The organism is Kitasatospora gansuensis (genome assembly GCF_014203705.1).
Taxonomy (GTDB): domain Bacteria; phylum Actinomycetota; class Actinomycetes; order Streptomycetales; family Streptomycetaceae; genus Kitasatospora; species Kitasatospora gansuensis.
This window is the reverse complement of the sequence record NZ_JACHJR010000001.1, coordinates 4912643-4938249: the sequence shown is the minus strand read 5'-3', so window position 1 is coordinate 4938249 and position 25607 is coordinate 4912643. Positions and strand designations below refer to the sequence as shown.

Sequence of the window (25607 nt, the reverse complement as noted above, 5' to 3'; positions counted from 1 at the left end):
GCTGGCAGCAATGTCCCAGGCACCGACCACCGATCTGCTCGCGCGCGCCCGGACCTGGCTCGCCGAGGACCCGGACCCGCAGACCCGGGCGGAGCTCACCGCGCTGCTGGCCGCCGCCGAGGGCGAGCCCGAGGCCGGCGAGCGGATCGCCTGGTCCCGGCTGGCCGAACGCTTCAGCGACCGGCTCCAGTTCGGCACCGCCGGGCTCCGCGGCGAGCTGGGCGCGGGCCCGATGCGGATGAACCGCGCCGTGGTGATCCGGGCCGCCGCCGGCCTGGTCGCGTACGTGAAGGCCGAACAGCTCGGCGACCTCGTGGTGATCGGCTACGACGCCCGGCACAAGTCGTACGACTTCGCCCGCGACACCGCCGCCGTGGTGGTCGGCGCCGGGCTGCGCGCCGCCCTGCTGCCCCGCGCGCTGCCCACCCCGGTGCTGGCCTTCGCCGTCCGCCACCTGGGCGCGGCCGCCGGGGTCACCGTGACCGCCAGCCACAACCCGCCGCAGGACAACGGCTACAAGGTCTACCTGGGCGACGGCTCGCAGATCGTCCCGCCCGCCGACGCGGGCATCGCCGCCGAGATCGACGCGATCGTCTCGCTGGACCAGGTGCCGCTGGCCGACGGCGGCTGGGAGGTGCTCGGCGACGACGTCGTCGAGGCGTACCTGGACCGCGCCGTCACCGTGGTCGACCCGGCCGGGGCCCGCGACCTCGACGTGGTCTACACCCCGATGCACGGCGTCGGCCGGGACACCCTGGTGGCCGCCTTCAAGCAGGCCGGCTTCCCCGCCCCGACCGTGGTGGCCGAACAGGCCGAGCCCGACCCGGACTTCCCCACCGTCTCCTTCCCCAACCCGGAGGAGCCGGGCGCGATGGACCTCGCGTTCCGCACCGCCGCCTCGGTCGGGCCCGACATCGTGATCGCCAACGACCCGGACGCGGACCGCTGCGCCGTCGCCGTCGCGGACAACGGCGGCTGGCGGATGCTGCGCGGCGACGAGGTGGGCGCGCTGCTCGGCTCCGCCCTGGTCGCCAAGCGGGCCACCGGCGTCTTCGCCACCACCATCGTCTCCTCCACCCTGCTCGGCCGGATCGCGGCGGCGGCGGGCCTCGGCTACGCCGAGACGCTGACCGGCTTCAAGTGGCTCTCCCGGGCCGAGGGCCTGCGGTACGGCTACGAGGAGGCGCTCGGCTACTCGGTCGACCCCGAGGGCGTCCGCGACAAGGACGGCATCACCGCCGCCCTGCTGGTCGCCGAACTCGCCGCCACCCTCAAGCAGTCCGGCCGCACCCTGACCGACCTGCTCGACGACCTCGCGCTGGAGCACGGCCTGCACGCCACCGACCAGCTCTCGGTCCGGGTGGACGACCTCGCGCTGATCTCCGCCGCCATGCAGCGCCTGCGCGACCAGCCTCCGACGCTGCTGGCCGGGCTGCGCGTCACCCGCGCGGACGACCTGACGGCCGGTTCCGCCGAGCTGCCGCCGACCGACGGCCTCCGCTACTACCTGACCGGCTCCGAGGTCACCGCCGCCCGCATCGTGGTCCGCCCCTCGGGCACCGAGCCCAAGCTCAAGTGCTACCTCGAGGTCGTCCTCCCGGTCGCCACGGCGGCCGACCTCGCGGACGCCCGGGCGCGGGCGGCGGAGCTGCTCGCCGCGATCAAGCGCGACCTGGCGGCTGCGGCCGGCATCTGACGGCCCGTGACACGACTGTGCCCGGCTCCCCGTGTGTGGGTGCCGGGCACAGGTGCGTGTTCGGTCAGTTCGTGGCGATGATCAGGGTGACGAGGGTGACCAGGCCGAGCACGGCGGGGGCGATGATCCACCAGCACCAGCGGACCACGACCGGGCCGGCGGCGGCGGGGTTGGTGGCGTTGCGTTCGGCGATCTCGAGGAGGGTGTTGACCACCTGGTCGGACCAGGCCTTGGTGGGGTCGGGCTGGCCGGCCTTGGCGGAGCGCATCGGGTTGACCAGGCCGGCGGTGCGGGAGGCGCGGGGGTCGTCGGCGGCTGCGGCGCGGGTGGCCGCGCGGGTGGCCTTCTTGCGGGCCCGGAGGGACACCGGGACGGCCCAGACCTGGTACTTCTTGCCGCCGGCGAAGAGCTCCACGGAGTACCCGGCCCGCAGGCCCTCGACCGAGGCCCAGGGGGCGTGCACGGTCCGGAACGGGTTGCGGACCAGCAGCCGGGCGTCGTTCGCGAGCACCGTCGGCCGGATCGTGTAGGCGATCACCGGGAAGACGAACACCGGGGCGGTGGCCAGGGCGATCCAGGGCGTCCGGCCGGTGCCGGTCAGCATCGCGTCGATGATCAGCCAGCCGGCCACGGCCAGCAGCAGCACGCCGGAGATGACGCCGGGAACGGAGCGGTAGACGCGGTCGGCGTACTTGAGCTCAGAGGCGGGGCTGCCCGGGTCGGGCGTGCCGTCGGAATCGGTCATGGGGCCGATTCTGCACCATCCCTCACACCCGACGCCGGGAGGAGCGGCCGCTCTGCCCGGCGTCGGGGAACCGACGACCCGTCAGGCCGTACGGCGGCGCAAGGTGGCCGCGCCGAGGGTGAGGGCGAGCAGCACGCAGCCGCCGATCACGGCCAGGTCGCGGACCACGGCGCCGGTCACCTCGGGGCTGGTGGTGAGGTGGTCCATCGCGTCGACCGCGTACGAGAGCGGGAGGACGTCCGAGATCCAGCGGAGCACGGGGGCCATCGCCTCGCGGGGGACGAACAGGCCGCAGAGCAGCAGCTGCGGCAGGATCACCGCCGGGAGGAACTGGACCGCCTGGAACTCGGTCTCGGCGAACGCGGAGACCAGCAGGCCGAGCGCCATGCCGAGCAGCCCGTCGCCGACCGCGACCGCGAAGACCAGCCAGGTCGGGCCCTGGATGTCGAGGCCGAGCAGGCCGAGGGTGAGGGCGGAGGCCAGCGCGGCCTGGACCAGGGCGACCACGCCGAAGGCGATCGCGTAGCCGAGCAGCAGGTCGAGCTTGCCGAGCGGCATGGTGAGCAGGCGTTCCAGGGTGCCGCTGGTCCGCTCCCGGAGCATCGCGACCGAGGTGACCAGGAACATCACCAGCAGCGGGAAGATGCCCAGCAGCGCGCCGCCGACCTGGTCGAAGACCTGGGGCTGCCCGTCGAACATGTACCGGAGCAGGGTGAGCAGCAGGCAGGGCACCACCAGCAGCATCGCCAGGGTCCGTGGGTCGTGCCGGAGTTGGGCCAGCACGCGGCGGGCGGTGGCCAGGGTGCGGCGGAGGTTCACGAGGTGCTCCCGACCAGGCTGAGGAAGGCGGCGTCCACGTCGGCGGCGCCGGTACGGGCCAGCAGGCCGGCGGGGGTGTCGGCGGCGAGCAGGCGGCCGTCGCGCATCAGCAGCAGGCGGTCGCAGCGCACCGCCTCGTCCATCACGTGGCTGGAGACCAGCAGGGTGCTGCCCGCGTCGGCGAGTTCGCAGAAGAGCTGCCAGAGGTCGCGGCGGAGCACCGGGTCGAGGCCGACCGTGGGCTCGTCCAGGACGAGTAGTTCGGGGGTGCCGAGCAGCGCGGCGGCGAGCGAGACCCGGGCCCGCTGGCCGCCGGAGAGGCGGGCCGCGCGTTGGTCCCGGTGGGCGGTCAGGCCGACCGCCTCGATCACCCGGTCCGGGTCGGTGGCCGGGGCGCCGAGCACGGCGGCGAAGTAGCGCAGGTTCTCGGTGACGGTGAGGTCGCCGTAGACGGACGGGGCCTGGGTCAGATAGCCGATCCGGTGCCGGAGCCCGGCGCTCCCGGCCGGTTCGCCGAGCACCTCGACCCGGCCGTCCGAGATCCGCTGCACGCCGACGATCGACCGCAGCAGGGTGGTCTTGCCGCAGCCGCTCGGCCCGAGCAGGCCGGTCACCGATCCGACCGGGACGTCCAGGTCGAGGCCGTGCAGGACGGGGTGACCGCCGCGGGCGACGGTGAGGCCGCTGATCCGGATGGCGGGCGCGGGGCCCGCCGCAGAATTCATCATGTGATGAGTTTTGCGCGCAGTGCGGCACTCGTCAAGGAGTTGGGAGTGGGCGGTGCGGGTCAGTGCAGGACGACGCAGCCGCGGCGGGTGAGTTCGGCCAGCAGGGGCGTCGACGGCTGTACGTCGTTCCAGCGCAGGTCCAGCTTCTCCAGGGCGGGCATGGCGGGGAGCCAGTCCGGCAGGCTGCGGAGCCGGTTGGAGCGGAGGTCGAGGTGGCGCAGCCGGGGCAGCGCGGCCAGCGATGCGGGGACGGCGGGGAGGGCGTTCTCCCGCAGGTCGAGATGGCGCAGCTCGGACAATTCGGCCACGGAGTCCGGCAGTTGGGCGAGGGCGTTGCCGCGCAGCCAGAGTTCGCGCAGGGAGCGGAGCTTGCCGACGGCGGGCGGGAGGGTGGTCAACCGGTTGTTCTGGGCGCGGAGTTCGAGAAGGGCCGTCAGGTCGCCGACGGTGGGCGGGAGTTGGGTGAGCCGGTTGTCGGAGACGTTGAGGTAGCGGAGGGCGGTCAGCCGGGAGAGGGAGGGTGGGAGGGCGGTGAGGTGGTTGTCGTGCAGGTAGAGGAAATCGGTGAGGGCGGTCAAGTCGCCGAGTTTGGCGGGGAGTTCGGTGAGGCGGTTGTGGCCGAGGTCGAGGGTGCGCAGCTGCCGGAGGTCGCCGATCTCGGGCGGGAGGGAGGTCAGCCCGGTGTCCGCCAGGATCAGTACACGCAGGCCCGGGTGGCGCCAGACCTCGTCCGGGACGGTGTCGAGCGGGCGGCGCCAGTAGTTGAGGGTCGGCTCCATCAGGCGCCTGCCGTCAGGTAGTTCTGGAAGGTGGGGGCGAGCAGGGGCAGCAGTTCCTCCCGGGTGGCGGAGGCGAGCGGCTCGACCTTCACCACGTACCGGGCCATCGCCAGGCCGACGACCTGGGAGAACATCAGCTCGGCCCGGAGTTCGGGCTGCTCCACGTCCAGTTCGGCGGCGATCCGGGTGATCAGCTCGGCCGTCACGAAGCCGCGCATCAGCTGCGCCACCTGCTCGGTGGTGGCCGCCGCCCGGATCAGCGCGAGCATCCGGTCCAGCACCCCGGGCTGCTCCCAAAGCGTGAGCACGAAGCCCGCCACCCGCTCGCCGACGGTGGCCCGGTCGCCGGCCAGGGCGTGCTCCACCACGGCCCGCGGATCGACCGGCAACTCCAGCGCGGCCAGGAAGAGCTGGTCCTTGCTGCCGAAGTAGTGGTGCAGCAGCGCCGCATCCACCCCGGCCGCCCGGGCGATCGCCCGCATGCTCGCCTTCTCGTACCCGCGCGCGGCGAACTCGGCGCGGGCCGCCTCCAGCACGGTACGGCGGGTGTCGGCCGAGCCGGGGCGACGGCCGGTCCGCTTGCGGGGGGCGGGGGTTGCTGGCTGCTCTGCTGAAGTCACCAGGCCATTGTCACCAGGCGACAACCCTTCCGAGTGAGCCAGGCTGCAGCATCCACGCCCCGCCGGCCGGTAGGTGCGTGACGTCGCCGTACCAGCGCACGCCCGACGCTGCAGCCGCGACCACGCGCCTACCCGATCCCGCGCCAGCAGCACGCTCCTGTCCGCGACTGCGGTCCGCACCTTGCGCCGCAAATGCCAGCCAGCCCGCGCTCGCGAATCAGCCGTGCCACCCGCTTGTGGTTCACCACACCGTGCCGCTCCCGCAACTCCCGCGCGGCCCCGGGAACACCCGTAGGGCCGTTCGACTCCTCGTGAATCTCCTCGCTCCGCTCGGCCAGAGCCTGGTCAGCCGCCCTCCGTGCAGCCCGTGCGGCCGCCGCGGCGATCCCCCGGTAGTACCCGGACACCGAGACACCCAGCACCCAGCACACGGCACACGGCACACGGCACACGGCACACGGCACATCCGCTGTACTCCGTACAGGTCACGGAACTCGGAGATGAACCGCCAGCGGCAAGTCATCGACCCATCTTCTTGGCAAAACACGCGGCCTCCTTCCGCAGGATCTTCTCCTCCAGTTCCAACTCCTGGACCTGCCCACGCCGATCTTCGCGCTTCGCCGCGTCGGCGCCCGGCCTGAAGCCGCAGCAGCAGTACGCGAGCGCGCGACAGGGCCGTTGCGAAGTCCGATGATCTCGTCAGTGTGCTGGTCAAGCGATGCCCAGGAGGTCGCGCGGGCGTGTGAACGGCTTATGGGAGGCTTGCCGGGGGCCGGCGGCGATGTTGCAGTGCCCTTGCTGCCGAAGCGTGTTGATCGCCAAGTTGCGGATGGTTGCCATGTTCTCGGGGCCGTGGCCGGTGCGGATCTTCGAGGCGTCCTCGGCGAAGGCGGTGTCGGGGACGAAGTGCAGCCTGTTCTCGATGGTCCACTGCGACCTGGCGAGCGTGCCGAGTCGCTGGGGCGAGGCCTGCTGCGAGGTCAGGTCCGAAATCGCGTAGAGGATCTGGCGGCTGACGGTGCCGGCCTTGAGGTCGGTGCGATAGCGCAGGATGCGTGCTGCCTGGACGGCGTGGGGAAAGTCCAGACCGAGGCCGGTGACGGCCCTGGTCACGCGGGTCTCGCGGCGGCCGTAGCTGGCCTCGCGGTCGTAACGACGTGCGGTGACGTCCTTCCACGGCAACGACCTTAGCGTGCGGTGCAGTTCCGGCTGGTTGGCCTTGACGACCAGCAGGTAGTGGGCCTTCTTCTCCTCGACGAGGAGGCGCACGTGGGCGCGCTGGGTGTGCAGGCCGTCGGCCGTGACCGTGACCCCGGCCAGATCGTAGGGCGCCAGCATCGCGGTGAAACAGGTGATCTCATTGGTCTTGCTGGGGACACGCAGTTGGGTGACGGTTCGGCCGTCGCCGGTCATCGCGGCCAAAAGATGACCTGCAAGCAGGTGCCGTGCCGGGAGCCGCGGGCAGCCTTGCCGTCCACTGCGATCGAGCCCGATCCCGCTGGATGGGCGCCGGTCAGGTCGGCCAGGCCACCGGGGCAGACCAAGCTGACGATCCGCCGGATCGTGGCGGCGCTCGGTGCGACGCGCATGCCCAAAACCCCCACGACCCGGGCGCCCAGGCGGGCCAGGGCATGCTGCGGAGCGTTCGCGGACCACTGGCCGATGGCCGCATACGAGCGCGCGCCGGCCACCACAGCCGAGGCGGCAACTAGCAGCACCGCCACCAACGGTGACGCACCCCTCGACGTTGACGCGGGTCAGGCAGCACCCGCGACCGGTCCGCCAGCGGCAATCCCGCCACACTGCCCAGCGCGGGCGACTTGATCAGGCAGACGGTGGCAGACTGCCGGCACATCGAAGCTCCGGCGGTTCGGGGCGACTGGGCAAGGTCACCCCGTCCAACCGGAGCTTCGATCGGTTCGTGACGGGCGGCCAGACTCCACGCACCGCTGTGACCGGCGGGCTCAAATGATCACCGGACGTTGAAACGCCACTGGAGCGCGACTCACTGGCGCAACAACTCTCTACAGACCTTCGCCCACCCGGCCGAAAGAAGCTAGCGTGCAGGCGACCAGAACAGTCGGAAGCACTCTTCAGGAATCGCCTTGCAGCCCGCCAGACATATCCAGCGGGCCACAATTCCCCCACCAAAGGACCTAGCGCCACTTATCGAAACGCCGCAATATCCTTCGAGGCAATGATTTATTAACTACTATTCCAGGGCAGCTCAATTGGGCGCCTCCTCCACCACCAATTCCGCACTGGTGGCGCAGGGTCTAGTATTTCCATTTCTGTATCTAGTGCCACGCCGCCATCATCGACCGTAAGTCGAATAAATTCCCCATCGATGCGATTGAGCACATCCAGGAAAGCCTTAGAAATAGCAGCAGGAAGGTCATTTGAAATTTGACAAAGAGAGTCTCTATTGTCGAGATCCTCTCGATAAAATTCAGCCGGATACCATGCGGACGGTGGCCATCCCTGTGAAATCCGAACGGTCATCATCTCCCACGCACGGAGACTACCGACAAATAGATGCTCCCCACTTTCCTTGACCCCATCTGAATCCGGGTACATTTCTTCGCACCCCTTCAACCAAGCCGCAAAGCTATCGACCAAAGGAGAAGGTACAAAAGAATCGCGGATCACCTCAGGTATTCTTTCGATGGGAACATGAGCCAGGCCGGAGACAGGCTCTTCGATGGCATCGACACGGATGAAAAAATCCTCAGTATCGGATTCAAACACTCGTGCACGGACCATTCTTCCATCTGCAGTGGCAGCCCAGTACGAGCTTGGGCGAATCCCAGCATCAGGGAATAGGAATGTTTGCCGAAGCCACCCCGCGAGTCCCGCGGCAAGTGCAGGCTCAGTCGGCTGCGACTGGACCTCATTAGTGGCATAAATATCGAGCGCCCACGAGACATCACCACTTAGGCGCTGATATTCGCAGCTAACCCTCGCCCCCAAGTTCCTGTCTTCGAATTCACCGGAGTTCACTACTTCAACATCGCCCACCGGAACGGAGAACAGGTCCCCCAGGGTGAGCTGCAGTCGATCCCAGCTCACCCCCTCGACTGCAATGATATTGTACATCATCGCCATGTCCCATTATAGACAGCCAGGGCCTTCTCTATCGCCTTCGGATTTTCCATGAGGCGGGGCACCCTTCCGTAGGCATCAGCAAATTTTTGCATATCCCCACCAACCTTTGCTATCGCCTGCAGTGCCACGTATTCATTTCGATCCATTTCAACAAGCCCCGGACCAGATACCGGGAAAGTTCTCCCCGTGGACTCAACTCCGTAGGTACGCCCACTAGGAGTCTTGTACACTTGCTGATCTTCAAGAAATTCCGCACGCCCTTCTGCTATATCAATAATATCGTCTCGAACAGCCCCCTCATTGCCCTTTAGGATCATTGTATTCTTCTCCACAGGCCTACCAGTCCTTGCTCCGGATACCGTGTGTCGCTTATTCGGAACGTCCAGTGATCGCCCCTTGGCGGTTCCTCGAACGGATTCACTGACCGGCCACGGCGGCCCGGACGACACCCTAGGACTGTCGCCCGCAAACCTAGAGCCGTTGTTCTCGCTTGCGTCTCGAAGTGCTGTGTTGAGGCTCTTGCCCAGATTATTGGCGCCAGCGACGCTAAGATATGCTCCGCTGACGATCAGGGCGGTGCTCGCGGCAACGGCCGGGGCTCCGACCACGCATCCGAATCCGGAGATGCACAGGGCGCCTCCGGCTACGTCGCCCATCGTTCCTATGCCCATGAACGCGAGGCCGACACCGGTCTCGAAAGCGCTTACCCAGACGTCGCCACTGGTGATGATGGCGAGTCCGATGCCTGCAGCAGTGTCGGCAGTGTTCGTCAGCCAGTTGGCGGATTCCTTGATCCAGTCGGGGACCCAGCCTTCTTCCTGCTTCTTCTTCTCGGCGGCGACTTTCTCCCGCTCGATAGCTTCCTGCTTCTCCCGCGCTGCCTGCTTCTCTTCCTCCTCCTTGGCTATCGCGGTGTAGTAGGCGCGAAGGGCCGCAGCATTGGCGTTCTCCTTGTCCTGCCCTGCGGCTTCAGCGGATTCACGGGCCTTGGTGCTGACATCGCGGGCTTCGTCGGCATCGGTCTGGGCTGTGGATGCTGAGTTCTTGGCCTGGGTTGCCGAGCTGATGGCATTGGCTAGGGCCTGTTCGGCATCATCCTGAGCCTGGCGTGCGGTGCTGGCAGATTGTGCCGCGCTGGCGGCGGAGACTTCGGCCTTGTTCGCGTATGTGTTGGCATCGTCTGCATAGCGCCGAGCATCAGCTGCCGAGGTCTGGGCTTGCAGGGCGTAGGCGTCGGCTTCTTCCCTGGCCTTGCGGGCAGTCGCGGCGGCCACTGCGGCCTCTGCAGCCTCGCGCTGGGCGGTGGCGGCGATGCCTGATGCCTCGGCGATCAGCTGCTCGATCTGTGCCTGGTGAGTCGCCGTCAGCAGATCTTTCCGCTTGGCCTGGTACTGGCCTGCCTGGATGAAGGCGTGCAGCAGATCGCCTGGGCTTTCGATGGCAATTCGGGCCGCGTCCTTGACCTCGGATCCACCACTGTCGATCAGCTTGGCTGCGAGAACTCGCTCGTCCTCGGTACGCTGGACGAACTGTTCGGTGACAAGGAATGTCCGGTACCTGTCGACCGAACCCGAGTCCAGCGCAGCCTTGCCGGCCGCCCGGACACCGGGGCCTCCAGTGGAAATGATCCGCGCGATGCTGACGGCGAGATCATCCGCAACGGCCTCGTACTGGCCGCTGCTCAGGAATGCAGTGACACTTGCGGCATCACCGCGGAGAGCCTGCAAGGCCGCGAGGCGGATCTTGCTCGACACTGCTCCCTGGGCTAGCGCCTCGACGCGGCTGCGCTCATCTTGCTTGGCAGCGCGAGCCCAGCCCGTGCGCACGTACTCGACTACCGCGCCATCAGAGCTGGCGAGAGTCATCTCAGCGGCGGTGCGGCTCCACGAACCGCGGGTTTTCATCGCCAGCACGGCGACCTTGCGTCCCTTCGTGGCCGCATCCTTCGGGTCCGCGCCGGGCTGAGCAGCCTCTTGGGCAAGGCGCTGGGCCTCGGCTTCGAGGTCCTTTCTCTGCTGGGCTGCTCGGGTCTGAGCGGCTGTACCCTTGTCCTGCTGAGATTGGAGGTCCTTGGCCCGCTCGATCCCCTCATTGGTCCGGGCGAGACGCCCTTCTGCCTCTACTTGGCTGGCCAGTTCGTGTGTCGCCTTCGCCTGTGCGACTGCGGCAGTCGCCGCGTCGGCAGCGCTCTTGGCCTTGTTGGCGTGGTCGGTGGCCTGAGCGGCAGCAGTTGCGGCGTCACCGGCGTGTGCGGCGGCTTCTCTTGCCGCCGCTGCCGCCGAACGTGCGTGGCCGGCGGCCGAGGTGGCCTTGTCCCGGGATTCGACCGCAGCGGCTGCGGCTTTCTCCGCGAGCTTCTTGGCGGCGCCTGCAGCGCGGGTGGCTTCCTTAGCGTGGCGGCGGGCGGTAGCAGCCGCATCGGCGGCCTCGGTGGACTGCACACCAGCCTGTCCCGCGTAGGTGCCAGCCTGATCGGCTGCAGTGCTAGCTGCGTCAGCGTTCACCCCAGCGTCGACAGCGGCCTGCGCTGCCTCGCCTGCGGCCTTTGCGGCGATGCCTGCCTCGCCTGCGGCCTTCGCAGCTGTCTCAGCCCCATCTGCTGCCTGGTCCGCGTCGTTCGCTGCCTGCGCTGCTTTGTGGGCCTTGCCCGCATCGGTGGCAGCGTCAGCTGCCGCGTTCCGGGCTCGGGAAGCAGCATTGGCTGCTCCAGCCGCAGCGGAGGCGGCCCCGGCAGCGGCGCTGGCGGCCACTCCGGCCGCGTTGTTGGCGCTCCTGGCTGCTCCGATGGCCTGTTGGGCGGCCGTAGCAGCCTGGCTCGCTGCTTCCGCTGCCCGCTTGGCTGCAGAGGCAGCATGCTGCACATCGTTCTTTGCTGCTGCTGCTTCGTCAGCGGCCTTCAGTGCAGCAGCTTTCGCCATCTGGGCTGCTGCGACCGCCCGGGCGGAAGCATCCTTGGCGGCGTCCGACTCTGCAGTAGCCTGACGACCTGCCTCGCGAGCTTGCGCGGCGAGTTGGGCGACCGTCTCGTATTCCTGGTCGCGAGCGCGTGCCACGTGCTGGCCGACCTTCAGGAATTCTCGGATGTCGTCTGCTGAACCGTTCAGGGCGATCCGGCCAGCCTTCTGAACCGCAGGTCCGCCGACGCTGAGAATCCTGGCGAGCTGTACCTGCTCGTCCTCGTTTCGCTGAATGTACTGGCCTTCGGTCAGGAACCGTCTGAGATCATTGGGAACCCCTCCTAGCGCAGCACGTCCCGCTTCCTGGACTCCCCGGCCTCCGGTGCTGATGATCCGGGCGATCTGTACTTGCTGGTCTTCCTCCGCTGGGGCCTGCCAGCCGCTCGTCAGAAAGGTCTCCAGCTCAGCGGGGCCCCCTGCCAGCGCCTTTCGGACTGCCTCCTGCAGCCCTCGCCCGCCCACGCTGGCGATCCTGGCAGCGGCGACCTGATTGTCCTCAAATGCCGCATTCTTGGCGATCTGTTCGACGAAATACTTCACGTCGTCGTCAGAGCCAACCAGCGCGACCTCCGCAGCAGCCCTGAGGTCCGACCCCCCCGCCTTCCACGCCTCAACTGCCAGCGCCCGGTAAGCCAGCGGGCTTACAACTGCGGCACCCTCGGCTCGCGCGGGCGACACAGCCGCCATCAGGCCCAGGAAGAGCGCAAGGGGCAGAAGATTCAAGCAGAGTGCGTGTAGTCGCCAAAATGCCCCCTTCGCGGAGCTATCCGGCCATGATCTATCTATCAACTGAAACCCACCCACTGTAGGACAAACTCGCGCCGCCCAAGTCAATATTGATGGCGACAAGCATAGCCACAGCCAGAGGACCAGCCCACCCCATTCGGATGCGATCGGCATCTGTCAGATCGGGTTGGCGCACGAAGTCCAGTCCCAGGTAAATTCTTCCACATCTTGCCAGTGGGACCCGCCGGAGCACATACATTTAGTGCACTCCGCCTGACAAACGGACAATCCATGACATCACGCATACGTAAGCTCACCATTGCCGCGTTGGGTAGCACGCTCTTGGCCCTCGTCGGCGTACCGGCACTGGCGTCCGCCGATGCCACTGCTCCACCGGACCCCGCGACGTCGCCCCCGTACGCGGTTGAATCCTTTGAATACCCTGGTGCGGCAAAGATCCTCCAGGAGAGGGGAATTACTCTCCTCAAGGGCGACGGTCACATCACGCTGGCCACGTGCGGAAGTGCAGAACAGCAGATCAAGATCTGGCGTCGAAACGGGCACGTCTGCTTCCAGGTCAGTGGCAAGACCGGATACCTGACCATGGAGATCGACAGAGTGTGGGGCCTGGAGAGCGCTGATCACCCGTTCACTGCTGACGTGAAGCCCACGAATGCTACTGACCCGACGGACTACAAAATCGCCCCCGGCGAGTACCGGAGCATTGCGGAGGGCACCGAGACTGGGTCCGTTACGTCCGTGGTCGGGATCCGCATCACCGGCTGACGTCTTGTCAATTCTGCTAATTCGAAACGATATTGGCCGCTCTCAGAGGCTCAGGTACATGTTCAACAAGAAGTCACGTCCCGCGTGGAAAGCCGCTCTCCTCGCATCCGCAGTCGCCACAGGCGCACTGACCGCCGGCTCCGGCAGCCCAGCGAGCGCCGTCAGTGGTGAAACTCCAGCTAATTTCTCGTTTACTGCCAAGCTCGACATAGACACCGGCGGCACCAACAACGACGCCGACAAGCGCGCCTGCACCGGCGCCCTCGTCGACCCCAGCTGGATCATCACCGCAGCCAGTTGCTTCGTCACCGACCCCTCCAAGGGCGTCACGGTCCCTGCCGGCGCGCCCAAGGGAGCGGTCACTGTCACTGTAGGCCGCGCTGATCTCACCTCCGCGGCCGGGCACATCACGACTGTGACTGAACTGGTCCCTCGCACTGACCGCGACCTTGTGCTGGCCAAGCTCGCCAGGCCCGCCACCGGCATCGCGCCCATCACACTCTCCACCACCGCGCCCACTCTCGGCGAGACCCTGAAGGTCACCGGTTACGGCCGCACCAAGGACCAGTGGGTGCCCAACCAGCTGCACGCCGACGACTTCACCGTCGGCGCGTCAACCGCCACTACCCTCGACCTCAGCCCGATGGCCGGCACTACCTCCGCGATCTGCCAGGGTGACGCCGGCGGCCCGGCGTTCCGGACGAAGAACGGCCGGGTCGAACTGGCTGCACTCAACAGCCGTTCCTGGCAGGGAGGTTGCTACACCAGCACGGAGACTCGCACCGGCGCGGTCGAGACCCGTACGGATGACCTTGGTCCGTGGCTGCACCAGCTCGGCGTCCAGTACGCGACTTCCAAGTTCACGCCGCTCTCCTCCACCCGTGTGCTGGACACCCGGACCCTCAGCCCGCGGACCTGGGAGGCCAATCAGGGCGGCGGTGTGAAGGAACTCAAGCTCGGCCCGAACAGCACCAGTCCCGTCAAGGTGCCCGCGGGCACCACCGCGGTCGTCCTCAACGTCACCGCGATCAACCCCAACAACAACGGGTTCCTGTCGGTCCAGGCCGACAAGAACAGCCGCCCCACCAGCTCGGTGATCAACTTCAACGCCGGGCAGGTAGTCCCCAACCTCGTGACCGTCCCGGTCAACCCGGACGGCACCGTCTACCTGTGGTCCACCACCCAGGAAATCGACGCCATCGTCGACATCTTCGGCTACTACAGCCCCCAGTCCGCCAACAAGTTCACTCCCCGCACGCCGACCCGGCTGCTCGACACCCGCAGCCCCGTCAAGACCCTGGCACCGATGGGCTCCATCGACGTGCAGGTCGCCGGCGTCAACGGCGTTCCCGCCGACGCCAAGGCCGCGGTCCTCAACCTGACTGTGACCGGCGCCACCAGCGGTGGTGTCTTCATCGTTTACCCCACCGGCGGTACCCGTCCCTCGACGTCGAACGTCAACTTCAGTGCTGGGCAGACCATCTCCAACCAGGTCATCGTGCCGATCGGCGCGAACGGCAAGGTCACCATCTTCAACAACACCGGTGGCAACGCCGACGCCATCCTCGACATCTTCGGCGACTACAGCCCCACCGGCGAGAGCGTCTACCAGCCTCTGAACCCCCTGCGCCTGCTCGACACCCGTGAGAACCCGGGCACCGCCATGACCCTCGGGCAGGTTGTCGGTATCACTGGTGTCCCGGCCGGAGCCAACGCCGCGATCTTCACCGTCGCCACCGTCCAGGCCGAAACCGCCGGCTACTTCACCCTCTACCCGCACGGCACCACGCGCCCTGCTACCAGCAACCTCAACTTCTCCGCAGGCGCGACCCTGTCCATCCACGCCGCCGTACCCACCGGCCAGGACAACCAGGTCGACCTCTACAACGGCAGCGGATACACCCACGCCATCGCCGACATGTACGGCTACTTCACCAAGGCCTAACCAGCAGCGGTCGAGCTGTGGTGTGGCGCGCAATCCGCGCCACACCACGGCTCGCACCTCTGACAAGCCACGCCAACCGATTGGCACTCGGCGTGGCTGGCTACTCACCCTAGCCTCCGTCGTTCACGTGGACCGGGGCGAACTGTACGAACGTTTGTGTGTGGTCGGTGAGGCTGGGACGTGGGGCAGCCCTACCGACCCCTGCTCCGCCCCCGGGAACCGTCGAAAGCGAGATCACGGGCACATGCTCAGCCGATCACTGCGGTGACACAACGAGGCTGGGATAGACCTGAACGCCCAAAACAGACAAGGCGGCATCTTCTTCGAGCACCTCCCCGCCGTGTCCGGCGAAATCAACGGACGGCTATTCGCATCGGTCGTGAAGGCAGACCCTGCCCACACCAACAGGTATCGGTCCAGCATCGAAAGCGGCCGGGCCTAGCGTATCGCTACGCGCGTAGATATGCTGCTCTTGTGACCATGTCCACTGTTGCAGCCAATGCCCCCGGCGCTGCGGGCGGCGGCCTTCAGGACGTTGCGGCGTCCGAGGCCTCGCTCCGCCGTTTCCTGCACGGCCTGCCCGGCGTCGACGCCGTCGGCCTGGAAGCCCGCGCCGCCACCCTCGGTACTCGATCGATCAAGACCACGGCGAAGGCGTATGCCATCGACCTGGCGATCTCGATGATCGACCTGACCACGCTGGAAGGTGCGGACACCTTCGGCAAGGTGCGCGCCCTCTGCACCAAGGGCCGGAACCCCGACCCGACCGACCCGACCGCCCCCCGGGTCGCCGCGATCTGCGTCTACCCGGACATGGTCGCCACCGCCAAGGCCGCCCTCGCGGGCACCGACATCCAGGTGGCCTCGGTGGCCACCGCCTTCCCGGCCGGGCGTGCCGCGCTGCCGGTGAAGCTGGCCGACACCGCCGACGCGGTGGCCGCCGGGGCCAACGAGATCGACATGGTGATCGACCGGGGGGCCTTCCTCTCCGGCCGGTACCTGGACGTCTTCAACGAGATCACCGCCGTGAAGCAGGCATGCAAGCGTGCCGACGGCACCTCCGCCCACCTCAAGGTGATCTTCGAGACCGGCGAGCTGCAGACGTACGACAACGTGCGCCGCGCCTCCTGGCTGGCGATGCTGGCGGGCGCCGACTTCATCAAGACCTCCACCGGCAAGGTCGCCGTCAACGCGACTCCCCCGGTCACCCTGCTGATGCTCGAGGCCGTCCGCGACTTCAAGCAGCAGACCGGCATCCAGATCGGCGTGAAGCCGGCCGGTGGCATCAAGACCACCAAGGACGCCATGAAGTACCTGGTGATGGTCAACGAGACGCTCGGCGACGACTGGCTGTCCCCGCACTGGTTCCGCTTCGGTGCCTCCAGCCTGCTCAACGACCTGCTGATGCAGCGTCAGAAGCTGACCACCGGCCGGTACTCCGGTCCCGACTACGTGACGGTGGACTGATCCCCATGGCCAAGAACAAGCAGGCAGAGAACAAGCAGGCCCAGAACCAGCAGGCCGAGGCCCCCAAGGGCGGCCTGTTCACGTACGCCCCGGCGCCGGAGTCCCCGGCCGCCGCCGGTGAGATCGCGACCTCGTACGGCCACTTCATCGGCGGCGAGTTCGTCGACTCCTCCGGCAGCGAGGCGCTGAAGACCGTCAACCCGGCCACCGAGCAGGTGCTGGCGGAGTTCGCGCAGGGCACCGACGAGGACGTCGAGCGCGCGGTCACCGCCGCCCGCAAGGCGTTCACCGACTGGTCGGCGCTGCCGGGCAGCGAGCGGGCCAAGTACCTGTTCCGGATCGCCCGGATCATCCAGGAGCGCTCGCGCGAGCTGGCGGTGCTGGAGTCGATCGACAACGGCAAGCCGATCCGGGAGACCCGGGACGTCGACCTCCCGCTGGTCGCCGCGCACTTCTTCTACTACGCGGGCTGGGCCGACAAGCTCGACTTCGCGGGCTACGGCGCCAACCCGAAGCCGCTCGGCGTGGCCGGCCAGGTCATCCCGTGGAACTTCCCGCTGCTGATGCTGGCGTGGAAGATCGCGCCCGCCCTGGCCACCGGCAACACCGTGGTGCTGAAGCCGGCCGAGACCACCCCGCTGACCGCGCTGCGGTTCGCCGAGATCTGCCGCCAGGCCGGTCTGCCCAAGGGTGTCGTCAACATCGTCACCGGTGACGGCCGCACCGGCGCCGCGCTGACCGCGCACCCGGACGTCAACAAGGTCGCCTTCACCGGCTCGACCCCGGTCGGCCGGTCGATCGCCCGGCAGCTCGCGGGCAGCCGGAAGAAGCTCTCGCTGGAGCTCGGCGGCAAGGCCGCGAACATCGTCTTCGACGACGCGCCGATCGACCAGGCGGTCGAGGGCATCGTGAACGGCATCTTCTTCAACCAGGGTCACGTCTGCTGCGCGGGCTCCCGCCTGCTGGTCCAGGAGTCGATCCAGGACGAGCTGCTGGACGCGCTGAAGCGCCGGATGGGCACCCTGCGGGTCGGCGACCCGCTGGACAAGAACACCGACATCGGCGCCATCAACTCGGCCGCGCAGCTCGCGCGGATCACCGAGCTGTCGGCGGCGGGCGAGGCCGAGGGCGCCGAGCGCTGGGCCCCGGAGTGCGAACTCCCGGGCGCCGGTTACTGGTTCCGGCCGACCCTGTTCACCGGTGTCTCGCAGGCCCACCGGATCGCCCGCGAGGAGATCTTCGGCCCGGTGCTCTCGGTGCTGACCTTCCGCACGCCCACCGAGGCGGTCGAGAAGGCCAACAACACCCCCTACGGCCTGTCGGCGGGCATCTGGACCGAGAAGGGCTCGCGGATCCTCTGGATGGCGAACCAGCTCAAGGCCGGTGTGGTCTGGGCCAACACCTTCAACAAGTTCGACCCGACCTCGCCGTTCGGCGGCTACAAGGAGTCGGGCTACGGCCGCGAGGGCGGCCGCCACGGCCTGGAGGCGTACCTCGATGTCTGAGACCACCCTGAGCGTCTTCAAGACCTACAAGCTGTACGTCGGCGGGAAGTTCCCGCGCTCCGAGAGCGGGCGGGTGTACGAGGTGTCCGACTCCAAGGGCCAGTGGCTGGCCAACGCCCCGCTCGGCACCCGTAAGGACACCCGGGACGCGGTGCAGGCCGCCCGCGCCGCGGTCAAGGGCTGGGCCGGCACCACCGCGTACAACCGCGGCCAGGTGCTCTACCGGGTCGCCGAGATGCTGCAGGGCCGGCGCGAGCAGTTCGCCGCCGAGGTGGCGCTCGCCGAGGGCATCGGCAACAAGAAGGCCGCCGCGCTGGTGGACGCCGCGATCGACCGCTGGGTCTGGTACGCGGGCTGGACCGACAAGGTGGCCCAGATCGCGGGCAGTTCCAACCCGGTGGCCGGGCCGTTCTTCAACCTCTCCACCCCGGAGCCGTCCGGGGTGATCGGCGTGGTCGCGCCGCAGTCCGGCACCGGCTTCTCCTTCCTCGGGCTGGTCTCGGTGATCGCCCCGGCGATCGCGGCGGGCAACACCGTGGTGGTCGCGGCCGCCGCCGACGCGCCGCTGCCCGCGCTCTCGCTGGGCGAGGTGCTGGCCACCTCGGACCTGCCGGGCGGCGTGGTCAACCTGATCTCCGGGAAGACCGCCGACATCGCCCCGACGCTCGCCTCGCACCAGGACGTCAACGGTCTTGACCTGGCCGGCGCGATCGCGGCCGAAGGCCCCGGCGCGGCGGTCGAGCTGGAGGTGCTCGCCGCGGATACTCTGAAGCGAGTCATCCGCCCGGCGGCTGACCAGGCGTCGTTGGACTGGACCAATGCGCCGGGAACGGAGCGGCTACTCTCGTTCCTGGAGACCAAGACGGTCTGGCACCCGATGGGTATCTGACCCTTCGTCGGGAAAACTCCACACAGACTGGCCGTCCCCAGTGCCCTACCCCCCCCCCGGGGCCCGGACGTGCCACAGACGGGCCCGCGCATCTCCCCCCCTTGCGCGGGCCCGTCAACCTTTCCCGGCCCGCCCGGAAGACCCGCCGATCGGGGGTGCACCGGGGCTGACCTGCGTCGGTAGGGTCCGGAGTGGACCTTGGGAGGGGCACTGTGTGGGAGATAGCGGCCGATCTGGCCGTACTGGTGACCGACGGCCCGCTGCGCGCCCTGCGGGCGCGCCGGGCGCTGCGCCGGCTGCGGGCCGGGAAGCAGACCAGACTGCCCTGTGCGGTGCGCTCCGACCGGGCCGGCTGGCCGGGCGAGTACACCAACGGGAGCCTGCTGTTCACGCCCGGGCAGGCCGAGGCGGCGTTCGGCTCCCGGGCGTACCCGTACCTGCTCTTCCCGGTCGGCGGCAAACTGCTCGACCCGGAGCCGGAGGCGTGGCACGACCAGGACTGGGCGGCCAAGCTCTACCGCCCGGCCGAGGGTGACATGGTGCACATCCAGGTGCACAGCAGCTACCTGCCCGCGCTGGCACTGGGGATCGGCGACAGAAGCTGACGTCCTGTCTGTTTCGGCATCGCCCCTCGATGCGTCAGACTGGTGTCTCGTGAGTGACTCCCCCATGAACCCCGCCCCGACGGCACCCGCCCTGGTCGTCCTGCTGTCCGGGCCGTCCGGATCGGGGAAGTCCTCGCTGGCGGAGCGGACCGGCCTGCCGGTGCTCCAGCTCGACGACTTCTACAAGGACGGCGACGACCCGACGCTGCCGCTGCTGCCGGACGGCGACGGCACCGACTGGGACTCGCCGCTCTCCTGGCACCGCGAGCAGGCGCTGGCCGCGATCCGGCAGCTGGCCGGCACCGGCCGGGCCGAGGTGCCGGTGTACTCGATCCCGGCCAACGGCCGGGCCGGCACCCACGTGCTCGACCTGGCGGGCGCCCCGGCCTTCATCGCCGAGGGGATATTCGCCGCCGAACTGGTCGGGCAGTGCGCGGCCGAGGGCTTGCTCGGCGCGGCGGTCTGCCTGCGCAACCGCCCGCTGACCACCGCCTGGCGGCGGTTCCGCCGGGACGTCCGGGAGGCCCGCAAGTCCGTCCCGTACCTGCTGCGGCGCGGCTGGCGGCTGATGCGGGCCGAGCGCGGCATCGTGGCCCGGCAGGTCGAGCTCGGCGCGTACGCCTGCGCCGGTCCCGAGGCCGCCCGGCTGATCGGCGCGGTGGCCGGACGGCAGCCGCAGCCAGCCTAGGCCCTCTCTTTCGGCCCGTCGGCAGTGGACAGACGGAAGGGCCCGGAGCCGCTCCCCGGCACCGGGCCCTTCCTGGTCGGTCACGTCCCTGCGGCGTGCGCTCCCCCGAGCGGCCCGCCGTACTTCCGCGACCTGTCCCGTCCCCCGACGGGAGTCCTGTTACGCGACCAGCTCGCCGAACGCGAAGACGGTGTCCCCGGTGCGGTTCAGCTGGTCGTCCTCGCGCAGGCGGCGCAGGGCGCGCCAGATGCTGCTCTTCACCGTGCCGACGCTGATGCTCAGGATGTCGGCGATCTCCGGGTCGGTGCGGCCCTCGTAGTAGCGGAGCACCAGCATGGTCCGCTGGTTCTCCGGCAGCTTGGCCAGCGCCTGCCAGAGCACGGCGCGCAGCTCGGTGCCGCCCATCGCGTCGGTGTCGCCGACCGTCTCCGGCAGCTCCTCGGTCGGGTACTCGGCGACCTTGCGGCGGCGCCAGGCGGAGATGTGCAGGTTGGTCATGGTGCGGCGGAGGTAGCCCCCGACCGCGGCCTTGTCGGTGATCCGGTCCCAGGCCCGGTAGGTCGAGAACAGCGCGCTCTGCAGCAGGTCCTCGGCCTCGTAGCGGTCGCCGGTCAGGTGGTACGCGGTGGCGTACAGCGAGGCCCGGCGCTCCCGGACGTACGCGGTGAACTCGGCGGTGTTGTCGTTCGGAACGACCGCCTGGTCGTCGGCGGCCGGCGCGAGCCTCAGCAGCGTCGCGCCTGCGGCCTCCCGTCCGGCCGGCTCCCCCGAGCCGGTACCGGACAGGCCCTCCCCCGTTCCCCCCGTGTTCTCCCGACCCTCGACGCGGACGGGAAGGACTCCCCGCAGCGTCATGGTCGAGGCGGAGTCGGCCGCACTCCCCATGCGACCGATCCCGAACAGCTCCCCCCTGCTCCCGCCACCGAGGCGGCGGGATCCGGTGCTGTGTGCGCACCCCCGTACGATCACGGCACCGGAGGTCTCGTCGGTCCGTACCTCGAAGTGCGTGCGAGACGAACGCGCGTTGTGGACGGCCGCGTTGCTGCGGGTCTTGAGCGTGGCGTTCATCGTGCACCCCCATGGGTCGGTACCTGCGGTTCTGCCGCCCGGTACTGCGGCGACAAGGAAAATCCTGCCGGTCCGTTGTGATGGGGGTGTCCGCCGACTGTCACAGGGCTGTCACAGGCGCGGGACCTTCGACCTTCGAAGCCTGGACGCCAGAACCCGGGGTTCCGGTTGCAGAGGAACTGCGGGACTGGACCTGGTGGGTGAACAGTGGCCCCGCTTGGGCCAGAATGAGCCCGTGCCTTTCCTCCTTCTGATCGAGGACGACGACGCCATCCGGACCGGCCTCGAACTCGCTCTCACCCGCCAGGGCCACCGCGTGGCCGCCGCTGCCTCGGGCGAGGACGGCCTGAAGCTCTTCAAGGAGCAGCGTCCCGACCTGATCGTGCTCGACGTGATGCTGCCCGGCATCGACGGTTTCGAGGTGTGCCGCCGGATCCGGCGCACCGACCAGCTGCCGATCATCCTGCTCACCGCCCGCTCGGACGACATCGACGTGGTGGTCGGCCTGGAGTCGGGCGCGGACGACTACGTGGTCAAGCCGGTCCAGCCCCGGGTGCTGGACGCCCGGATCCGGGCCGTGCTGCGGCGCGGCGAACGGGAGAGCTCCGACTCCTCGGCGTACGGCAGCGTGGTGATCGACCGCTCCGCGATGACCGTCACCAAGGACGGCGAGGACCTCCAACTCACGCCCACCGAGCTGCGGTTGCTGCTGGAGCTGAGCCGCCGTCCGGGCCAGGCGCTGTCCCGGCAGCAGCTGCTCCGGCTGGTCTGGGAGCACGACTACCTCGGCGACTCCCGGCTGGTGGACGCCTGCGTGCAGCGGCTGCGGGCCAAGGTCGAGGACGTACCGTCCGCCCCGACCCTGATCCGTACCGTGCGCGGGGTCGGCTACCGGCTCGACCCGCCGGCCTGATGCCTGATGCCTGACGATGGTGAGCTGCTCCGTTGACTGACCTCAAGATCCCGCCCCGTCCGCGCCCGGGGCGGGGGCGGCACCTGCGCTCGCTCCGGGTCCGGCTGATCGCGGTCTTCGCGGTGGTCGCGCTGACCACCGCGGTCTCCGCCTCCGGGATCGCCTACTGGCTGAACCGGGACGCGGTGCTCAAGCGCGCCCAGGACACCGCACTGAACGACTTCCGGAACTCGCTGAGCCGGAACGTCTCGGCCCTGCCGCTCGACCCGAGCTGCAACCAACTGGCGTACCTGGCCTCCCAGGTGGCCAGCTCCGGGCTGAGCTACGAGGTGGTCGTGGTGGCCCCCGAGCTGCCCGACTGCGTGGCCTCCTCGGACCCGAGCAGGTTCACCGCGGCGCAGCTCCCGGCCGCGCTGCGCAGTGCGGTCGACGGCCCGCGCGAGGTCGGCCCTGGCAACGCGTACGCCTACCACCTCTACTGGCAGCGGGCGAACCTGCCGGGTCCCTACCTGATCGGTGGCACCCGGGTGGTGCCGACCGGGCCGACGGCGTACATGTTCAAGTCGCTCGAGAACGAGCGGGCCGACCTGAACACCCTCGGCTGGTCGCTGGCGATCGCCACCCTGCTCGCGCTGATCGGCTCCGCGCTGATCGCGCAGGCCGCCGCGGCCACCGTGCTGCGGCCGGTGAAGCGGCTCGGCGAGGCGGCCAGGCAGCTCGGCGAAGGGCACCTGGACACCCGGCTCGAGGTCGAGGGCGCGGACGAACTGGCCGAGCTGGCCCGGACCTTCAACCGGACCGCGGAGTCGCTCTCCGGCCAGGTGGCCGAGCTGAGCGCGCGGGAGGCGCAGAGCCGCCGGTTCGTCGCCGACATGTCGCACGAACTGCGGACGCCGCTGACCGCGATGACCGCCGTGACCGACATCCTGGAGGACGAGGCGGAGTCGCTGGACCCGATGATCGCGCCCGCCGTCCGGCTGGTGGTGAGCGAGACCCGGCGGCTGTCCGACCTGGTGGAGAACCTGATGGAGGTGACCAGGTTCGACGCGGGCACCGCGAAGCTGGTCGCCGACGAGGTGGACATCGCCGACCTGATCATGTCCTGCATCGACGGCCGGGCCTGGTACGACGCGGTCGAGCTGGACGCCCCGCGCGGGGTGCTGGCCGTGGTCGACCCCCGGCGCCTGGACGTGGTCTTCGCCAACCTGATCGGCAACGCGCTCAAGCACGGCGGCTCACCGGTCCGGGTGAAGGTCCGTCAGATCGACGAGACCGTGGTGGTCGAGGTCTCGGACAGCGGCCCCGGTATCCCGGAGGACGTGCTGCCGCACGTCTTCGACCGGTTCTACAAGGCCGACAAGGGCCGGGCCAGGTCCGAGGGCAGCGGGCTCGGCCTGTCGATCGCGATGGCCAACGCCCAGATCCACGGCGGCTCGATCACCGCGGCGAACGGACCGACCGGCGCGGTCTTCACCCTCACCCTGCCGCTCACCCAGCCCGCGCCGACCAGCCAGGAGGGCCCGAAGTGACGGTACGCCGCCTGTTGACCGCCGCCCTGCTGGGCGCCGCGCTGACCACCGCCGTCGGGTGCGGCATCCGGCCCACCGCCGTCCCGGTGGACGCGGGCGCGCCCGCCAGCCGGACCGCCTGCCCGACCCCGGTCCGGGTGCCGGAGGCGGCCGAGCCGACCCCGGAGCTGCCGAGCGCGCCGCCCACCGTGGCGCCGTCCGCCCGGCCGACGTCCACTTTGGTGCCGTCCGTTCGGCCGACGCCGGGTGTGGCGTCGAAGTCGCCCGCGGTGCTGTTCAGCGCCTCGCCGAGCAGCGCCTCCCCGAGCGGGACCGCCTGTCCCTGACAGCGGTAGCCCGGGAACCGTCCCCGCACCAGCTCGCGTCCCTGCCGGTGTGACGGACCAGGCGAACCCCTCGCAACCCGCGCCGGAGGTGTCGCCCCGGCTGCGGCTGCTGGGCATCCTGCTGCTGGCCGGCTATCTCGGACTGATCGGGTGGCTGATCCTGCGGCCGCTCGCGGTCGGCTGGACCTCCCCGGCCAATCTGACGCCGTTCGCCTCGGTGCGGCTGGCCTTCTCGGCCGGCGGCCGGGACGGGCTGCTGCAACTGCTCGGCGGGCTGCTGCCGCTGGCGCCGCTGGGCGTCCTGCTGCCGCTGGCCGACGGCCGGCTGCGGGTCCGCTGGCTGCCCTCGGTGCTGCGGACGGCGGGCTGCTCGGCCCTGATCGCCACCGGCCTGGAGATCCTCAAGGGCTGGGCGCCCGGACACGTCCTGAACGTGGACAACATCGTGCTCGGCGTCCTCGGCGTGGCCGCCTGCCACCTCGCCGTCGTCCCGTTCGCCCGGGCCCGGCTGACCGGGCGCTCCGGCCCCCGCCCGGCCCGCGCCCGGGCCGGCTACCGGCTCCGCGCACCGCTCAACTCGCTCGCACCGCGCGGCAGTTCCGCGCAGCGCTGAGCCTCCCCCGGCGGCGGCCGTCAGGGGTTACCCCGACGGGAACCCTGAGCCGCGACTACCCCGGAGCGGTGAGAAACCCAGGGCCGGGATCGGCATCCGGGCGGAGGATTCCGCGGCCCGCGGCACCGAGGATGGATACATGCCCACCGGAGAGACCGGCCCGGGCAACCGCAACCGGAGCTGACCATGAGCGCACTTGCCCGCCCCCGACACAACCGCGTCATCGCCGGCGTCTGCGCCGGGATCGCCAAGCGCTTCGGGCTGACCCCCTGGACGGTCCGGATCATCTTCCTGGCCTCGTGCCTGCTGCCCGGCCCGCAGTTCCTCATCTACCTCGCGCTCTGGCTGATCCTCCCTCAGGAGCCGTGACCGAGCCGTCCCCACCGGGACGCCCGGACAGCCCGAAGGGCCGCCTCCCCCGCCGCGTGCGGGGAGGCGGCCCTTCGGCCGTTCGGGGTGGGACGGGTCAGCCGCCCAGGCCCGGCAGGCTGCTGCCGCCGGGGAGGCCGCCGCCGAGCGCGCCGGTCACGGTGCTGACGCCGGGCGCCTGGGTCAGACCCTCCGCACCGGGCACCGGGAGCGGCAGGCCGCGCGGGGTGGCGGCCTCGGCGACCGGGGCGGTCGCGTCGTCGGTCATCGGGGCGGTCTGCTCGGTGACCGGCGCGGTCATCGGCTGGGCGGACTCCGGGGCCTGCGCCACCGGGCCTGCCACGTCCGGGTTGAGGTTGCCGACCGCCTCGGTCACCGGCGCGGTGGCGGGCAGCTGGCTGACGGTGCTGGTGGCCGCTCCGGTCAGCGCACCGGAGTGGGCGAGCGCTCCGGTCGGGAGACCGAGCCCACCGGGCGTGGCGGCGGAGGCGGAACCGGCAGCCGCAGCCGCGAGCGCGACGCCGAGCGCAGCGGTCCCGGCAGCCTTCAGAGTGGCCTGCTTCATGAGTTGGTCCTCGTGTCCTCGTCGGTGGCCGACGTCGCGGGCGGGCGTCCGAAAAGGCCCACCGCTACGCCGTGTCAGCTCTGACTGGCACACCGTAGTGACAACGTCGCGTGCAGATCAAAGGCACGTAACTCACTCGGATGAATAGTCAGATGAACGCGAGG

Annotated in this window: 25 protein-coding genes; 13 read left to right on the top strand and 12 right to left on the bottom strand. The window is 69.5% G+C overall.

Annotated features, from left to right (window positions below; translation table 11 throughout):
- Positions 1-10: 10 nt before the first annotated feature.
- Positions 11-1696, top strand: coding sequence for a phospho-sugar mutase (locus F4556_RS22120; RefSeq protein WP_184918809.1), 1686 nt, complete (start codon positions 11-13; stop codon positions 1694-1696).
- Positions 1697-1760: 64 nt separating this feature from the next.
- Here the strand turns inward: F4556_RS22120 and F4556_RS22115 are convergent, their stop codons facing one another.
- The 10 genes from F4556_RS22115 to F4556_RS22075 form a co-directional block, all read right to left on the bottom strand.
- Positions 1761-2441, bottom strand: coding sequence for a PH domain-containing protein (locus tag F4556_RS22115; RefSeq protein ID WP_184918807.1), 681 nt, complete (start codon positions 2439-2441; stop codon positions 1761-1763).
- An 81-nt stretch (positions 2442-2522) separates the two neighbouring features.
- Positions 2523-3260 carry an ABC transporter permease gene (locus F4556_RS22110; RefSeq protein WP_184918805.1) on the bottom strand — a complete coding sequence of 246 codons (738 nt, stop codon included), beginning with the start codon at positions 3258-3260 and terminating at the stop codon, positions 2523-2525.
- Positions 3257-3988: an ABC transporter ATP-binding protein gene (locus F4556_RS22105; RefSeq protein ID WP_184918803.1), complete on the bottom strand. Its 732-nt coding sequence runs from the start codon at positions 3986-3988 to the stop codon at positions 3257-3259. Before F4556_RS22105 ends, F4556_RS22110 begins: the two co-directional genes overlap by 4 nt.
- 59 nt (positions 3989-4047) lie before the next feature.
- Positions 4048-4767, bottom strand: coding sequence for a leucine-rich repeat domain-containing protein (locus F4556_RS22100; protein ID WP_184918801.1), 720 nt, complete (start codon positions 4765-4767; stop codon positions 4048-4050).
- Entirely contained in the window at positions 4767-5387 is a 621-nt protein-coding gene (locus F4556_RS22095; protein ID WP_313068476.1) for a TetR/AcrR family transcriptional regulator, read from the bottom strand. Before F4556_RS22095 ends, F4556_RS22100 begins: the two co-directional genes overlap by 1 nt.
- A 128-nt stretch (positions 5388-5515) precedes the next feature.
- Positions 5516-5794, bottom strand: coding sequence for an IS3 family transposase (locus F4556_RS39750; RefSeq protein WP_376775796.1), 279 nt, complete (start codon positions 5792-5794; stop codon positions 5516-5518).
- Between the two features lie 304 nt (positions 5795-6098).
- Complete coding sequence (locus F4556_RS22085) at positions 6099-6800, bottom strand: ISAs1 family transposase (RefSeq protein ID WP_246511063.1); 702 nt, start codon at positions 6798-6800, stop codon at positions 6099-6101.
- A complete protein-coding gene (locus F4556_RS38425) occupies positions 6797-7111 on the bottom strand; it encodes a transposase family protein (RefSeq protein WP_313069240.1) in 315 nt (104 codons plus the stop codon). Before F4556_RS38425 ends, F4556_RS22085 begins: the two co-directional genes overlap by 4 nt.
- A gap of 481 nt (positions 7112-7592) precedes the next feature.
- The gene (locus F4556_RS22080; RefSeq protein ID WP_184918797.1) at positions 7593-8492 is read right to left on the bottom strand and encodes a hypothetical protein; all 900 of its coding nucleotides are present in this window, start codon (positions 8490-8492) and stop codon (positions 7593-7595) included.
- Positions 8483-12172: an ALF repeat-containing protein gene (locus F4556_RS22075; protein ID WP_184918795.1), complete on the bottom strand. Its 3690-nt coding sequence runs from the start codon at positions 12170-12172 to the stop codon at positions 8483-8485. The genes F4556_RS22080 and F4556_RS22075 overlap by 10 nt, the downstream gene beginning before the upstream one ends.
- 330 nt (positions 12173-12502) lie before the next feature.
- Between F4556_RS22075 and F4556_RS22070 the strand changes: the two genes are divergently transcribed.
- From F4556_RS22070 to F4556_RS22040, 7 genes are all read left to right on the top strand, one after another.
- Positions 12503-12961: a hypothetical protein gene (locus F4556_RS22070; RefSeq protein ID WP_184918793.1), complete on the top strand. Its 459-nt coding sequence runs from the start codon at positions 12503-12505 to the stop codon at positions 12959-12961.
- A 58-nt stretch (positions 12962-13019) separates the two neighbouring features.
- A complete protein-coding gene (locus F4556_RS22065) occupies positions 13020-14906 on the top strand; it encodes a S1 family peptidase (protein WP_184918791.1) in 1887 nt (628 codons plus the stop codon).
- A 480-nt stretch (positions 14907-15386) separates the two neighbouring features.
- Positions 15387-16373, top strand: a complete 987-nt coding sequence (deoC, locus tag F4556_RS22060; protein ID WP_184918789.1) for a deoxyribose-phosphate aldolase — start codon at positions 15387-15389, stop codon at positions 16371-16373.
- A gap of 5 nt (positions 16374-16378) precedes the next feature.
- Positions 16379-17878 carry an aldehyde dehydrogenase family protein gene (locus F4556_RS22055; RefSeq protein ID WP_246511061.1) on the top strand — a complete coding sequence of 500 codons (1500 nt, stop codon included), beginning with the start codon at positions 16379-16381 and terminating at the stop codon, positions 17876-17878.
- Positions 17871-18767, top strand: a complete 897-nt coding sequence (locus tag F4556_RS22050) for an aldehyde dehydrogenase family protein (RefSeq protein ID WP_184918787.1) — start codon at positions 17871-17873, stop codon at positions 18765-18767. Before F4556_RS22055 ends, F4556_RS22050 begins: the two co-directional genes overlap by 8 nt.
- A gap of 212 nt (positions 18768-18979) precedes the next feature.
- Positions 18980-19372 (top strand): hypothetical protein, encoded by a 393-nt coding sequence (locus F4556_RS22045; protein WP_184918784.1) that lies wholly within the window; start codon positions 18980-18982, stop codon positions 19370-19372.
- A 64-nt stretch (positions 19373-19436) separates the two neighbouring features.
- The gene (locus tag F4556_RS22040) at positions 19437-20060 is read left to right on the top strand and encodes an ATP-binding protein (protein WP_184924948.1); all 624 of its coding nucleotides are present in this window, start codon (positions 19437-19439) and stop codon (positions 20058-20060) included.
- Between the two features lie 159 nt (positions 20061-20219).
- Here the strand turns inward: F4556_RS22040 and F4556_RS22035 are convergent, their stop codons facing one another.
- Complete coding sequence (locus F4556_RS22035; protein WP_184918782.1) at positions 20220-21128, bottom strand: SigE family RNA polymerase sigma factor; 909 nt, start codon at positions 21126-21128, stop codon at positions 20220-20222.
- 235 nt (positions 21129-21363) lie between these two features.
- Here F4556_RS22035 and F4556_RS22030 point away from each other — a divergent pair, with 235 nt between their 5' ends.
- From F4556_RS22030 to F4556_RS22010, 5 genes are all read left to right on the top strand, one after another.
- A complete protein-coding gene (locus tag F4556_RS22030; protein ID WP_184918780.1) occupies positions 21364-22041 on the top strand; it encodes a response regulator in 678 nt (225 codons plus the stop codon).
- 32 nt (positions 22042-22073) lie between these two features.
- Positions 22074-23570, top strand: a complete 1497-nt coding sequence (locus F4556_RS22025) for an ATP-binding protein (RefSeq protein WP_184918778.1) — start codon at positions 22074-22076, stop codon at positions 23568-23570.
- Positions 23567-23896 carry a hypothetical protein gene (locus F4556_RS22020; RefSeq protein WP_184918776.1) on the top strand — a complete coding sequence of 110 codons (330 nt, stop codon included), beginning with the start codon at positions 23567-23569 and terminating at the stop codon, positions 23894-23896. Before F4556_RS22025 ends, F4556_RS22020 begins: the two co-directional genes overlap by 4 nt.
- A 49-nt stretch (positions 23897-23945) precedes the next feature.
- Positions 23946-24509 carry a VanZ family protein gene (locus F4556_RS22015; RefSeq protein WP_184918774.1) on the top strand — a complete coding sequence of 188 codons (564 nt, stop codon included), beginning with the start codon at positions 23946-23948 and terminating at the stop codon, positions 24507-24509.
- Positions 24510-24695: 186 nt separating this feature from the next.
- The gene (locus F4556_RS22010) at positions 24696-24878 is read left to right on the top strand and encodes a PspC domain-containing protein (protein ID WP_184918772.1); all 183 of its coding nucleotides are present in this window, start codon (positions 24696-24698) and stop codon (positions 24876-24878) included.
- Positions 24879-24975: 97 nt separating this feature from the next.
- Here the strand turns inward: F4556_RS22010 and F4556_RS22005 are convergent, their stop codons facing one another.
- Positions 24976-25443 carry a hypothetical protein gene (locus F4556_RS22005; protein WP_184918770.1) on the bottom strand — a complete coding sequence of 156 codons (468 nt, stop codon included), beginning with the start codon at positions 25441-25443 and terminating at the stop codon, positions 24976-24978.
- Positions 25444-25607: the final 164 nt, after the last annotated feature.